Source organism: Bradyrhizobium sp. SHOUNA76, from assembly GCF_023006445.1.
GTDB lineage: Bacteria > Pseudomonadota > Alphaproteobacteria > Rhizobiales > Xanthobacteraceae > Bradyrhizobium.
Genome location: NZ_JALBHA010000628.1, coordinates 1 through 3,165 on the forward strand (window position 1 = coordinate 1; position 3,165 = coordinate 3,165).

Below are 3,165 nucleotides of genomic sequence, written 5' to 3' on the forward strand. Positions count from 1 at the left end.
GGCGCAGGCCTTCGCGCCGGGCGGGATTGCGACCGGCGTCGATTTCTCGGAGTTTCCGCTGTGCCGGACGGCATCGGATGCGCCTGCGCTTACCGGCGCGCCACGCAAGCTGAAATTGTCGTGGAACGCCGGCGCGGTGTGCTTGGCGCCGGTGCCGGTCGCCATCGAGCACGGCTTCTTCCAGAAGCACAATCTCGACGTCGAGCTCATCAACTATTCCGGCTCGACCGACCAATTGCTCGAGGCGATCGCGACGGGCAAGAGCGATGCCGGTCTCGGCATGGCGCTGCGCTGGCTGAAGCCGCTGGAGCAGGGCTTTGACGTCAAGATCGCCGCCGGCACCCATGGCGGCTGCATGCGCGTCCTGACCCGCGCAGACTCCAGTGTAAGCAAGCTCGTCGATCTCAAGGGCAAGATCGTCGCGGTTGGCGATCTGGCAGGCCCCGACAAGAACTTCTTCTCCATTCAGCTCGCAAAGCTCGGCATCGATCCCAACAAGGACGTCGATTGGCGCGCCTATCCCGGCAACCTGCTCAACGTCGCTGTGGAGAAGGGCGAGGTGCAGGCGTTTCTGTCGTCCGATCCGCTCGGCTATCTCTGGCTCAAGGACAGTCAGTACAAGGAAGTTGCGTCCAATCTCGACGGCGAGTATCGGGAAAAGAGCTGCTGCATCCTCGGTCTGCGCGGCAGCCTGGTGCGCGAGGAGCCGCAGGTCGCTCGCGCGCTGACCCAAGCGCTGCTCGACGCCGCGATGCTCACCACGCAAAACCCGGCCGTGACGGCAAAGTCGTTCCAGCCCTACGCACCGAAGACCGCGTCGCTCGCCGACATCGAGGGCATGGTGCGCTACCACACCCACCATCATCATCCCGTCGGCGAGATCCTGAAGCGCGAGCTCAAGGGCTATGCGGACGATCTGAAGAGCGTGCAGGTCTTCAAGCCGGGCACCGACACGGCCAAATTCGCGGAGCGCATCTATGTCGACGTATTCGCTGTCTGACGGCCTCGCCTCCGGCGCGCCGCGTCTCTCCCGCGCGCCGCTGCTTGCGGGCTGGATCCGGGAGTCCGGCGCCGGAGTTCTTGCCAGCATCGCCTGGATCGCCTTCGGCCTGTCCTGCCTGTGGTGGCAGGATGTCGGTGACTGGACGCGTACGCATTCGCTCGGCATTGCCGCTTTTGTCATTGCGGCGATCGCGCTGTTCGGAACCGTCAGCGCCGACTATTTGGGATCGGCGGGACGGGCATTGCACAAGCGCGCGCCCTGGCTCCTCGCACTCGGCGCGTTCCTGACCCTGTGGGAGGTCGCGACCGCCAAATTCGCCTGGCTGCCGCTGCCGTTCTTCCCGCCGCCGCAGGCGATCATCGAAGTCTACACCGACGACCTGCCGAAGCTGCTCGACAGTGTCTTCGCCTCGGTCAAGCTCCAGCTCGGCGGCTATCTGATCGGCGCGACGGTCGGCTTTCTCACCGGCGTCTCGATCGGCTGGTCGCGCGCAGTCGGCTATTGGGTGCATCCGGTGCTACGCTTCATAGGCCCGCTGCCGGCGACCGCCTGGCTGCCGATCGCTTTCTTCACGTTCCCGTCGAGCTGGAGCGCATCGACCTTCCTGATTGCGCTGGCGACCGGCTTTCCGGTCACCGTGCTGACCTGGTCGGGCGTGGCGAGCGTCAGCAACGCCTATTACGACGTCGCGCGCACGCTGGGCGCAAAGCCATCCTTCCTGGTGTTGAAGGTGGCGATCCCCGCAGCATTGCCGCACGTCTTCGTCGGCCTGTTCATGGGGCTTGGCTCGTCCTTCGCCGTGCTCGTCGTCGCCGAGATGATCGGCGTCAAGGCCGGGCTCGGCTGGTACCTGCAATGGGCGCAGGGCTGGGCCGCCTACGCCAACATGTATGCGGCGCTGATCGTGATGTCGCTGCTCTGCTCCGGCGCGATCACGCTGCTGTTTTCGATCCGTGATCGTCTGCTGGTCTGGCAGAAGGGGACCGTGAAATGGTAGCTACAGCTCTCGCCGAAATCGACACTCATCCGGCTGCCGGTGCCGCGCTCGACATCGAGCAGGTCAGCCACGCCTTCGACATCGACGGCACCGAGCTGCCGGTGCTGAGCGACGTCAGCATCTCCGTCGAACCCGGCGACTTCGTCGCGCTGCTCGGCCCTTCCGGCTGCGGCAAGTCGACCTTGCTGCGGCTCGTTGCCGGCCTCGACAAACCCAAGGCGGGCACGTTGCGCGAGGACGAGGCGCGCATCACCCGGCCGCATCCCTCGCGCGTGGTCGTGTTCCAGGATCCGACCCTGTTTCCCTGGCGGTCGGTCTGGGACAACGTCGCCCTGGGCCTCGAGGCCCAGGGCATTTTGAAGAGCCAGCGCCACCGCGTCGATGCCGCGCTCGATCTGGTCGGCCTGGCGTCGTTCCGCAACGCCTATCCGCACCAGCTCTCCGGCGGCATGGCGCAGCGCGTCGCGCTGGCCCGGGCCCTGGTCAACGATCCAAAAATCCTGATCCTCGACGAGCCGCTCGGAAAATTGGACTCGCTGACCCGCATCACCATGCAGGCCGAACTCGTTGCGCTCTGGCAGCGCAAGGGCTTTACGACCTTGCTGGTGACGCATGACGCCGAGGAGGCCCTGGTGCTCGCCAACCGCGTCATCGTCTTCAGCGATCGCCCGGCTCGCGTGAAGGCCGACATCCGCGTCGACCGGCCCTATCCGCGGCATCGCGGCGATCCCTATCTCGCCGATCTGCGCCGCCAGATCCTCGGCCTGCTGGGACTGGATGCAACATGGTGACTCCCGTAGCCAAAGGGCGGACGCCGCATAGCGAACCCGACTACATCGCGCGCGCCGAGGCGCTGGCGACGGACTTTGCCGCGCGCGCGGCCGAGCACGACCGCACCGGCAGCTTCCCGTTCGAGAACTTTCGCGAACTATCGGAAGCCGGCCTGTTGTCGCTGACGGTGCCGGCCGTCCATGGCGGTGCCGGAGCAGGCGCAAGGTACGCCGCGCGCGTCGTCGGGATCATCGGCAAGGCAGACCCGTCGACGGCGCTGGTGCTGTCGATGCACACCATCAATCATCTGGTGATCGCGCGCAGCCCCACCTGGCCGGCGCGGTTGTCGCGCAAGCTCGCGCGCGAGAGCGTCGAGGGCCTCGCGCTCGTCAAC

At 66.3% G+C, this 3,165-nt stretch carries 4 protein-coding genes; all 4 read left to right on the top strand.

All coding sequences use genetic code 11. The features are described from left to right. Window positions 1-1,000: ABC transporter substrate-binding protein (locus MOV74_RS34655; RefSeq protein WP_246931476.1), on the top strand; the 1,000-nt coding region annotated here is incomplete at its 5' end. Further along, window positions 978-2,000 carry an ABC transporter permease gene (locus MOV74_RS34660; protein WP_246931478.1) on the top strand — a complete coding sequence of 341 codons (1,023 nt, stop codon included), beginning with the start codon at window positions 978-980 and terminating at the stop codon, window positions 1,998-2,000. The genes MOV74_RS34655 and MOV74_RS34660, both read left to right, overlap by 23 nt. Continuing rightward, window positions 1,994-2,791, top strand: a complete 798-nt coding sequence (locus tag MOV74_RS34665) for an ABC transporter ATP-binding protein (protein ID WP_246931481.1) — start codon at window positions 1,994-1,996, stop codon at window positions 2,789-2,791. The genes MOV74_RS34660 and MOV74_RS34665 overlap by 7 nt, the downstream gene beginning before the upstream one ends. After that, a partial coding sequence (locus MOV74_RS34670; RefSeq protein WP_246931483.1) for an acyl-CoA dehydrogenase family protein occupies window positions 2,785-3,165 on the top strand: 381 nt, incomplete at its 3' end. The genes MOV74_RS34665 and MOV74_RS34670, both read left to right, overlap by 7 nt.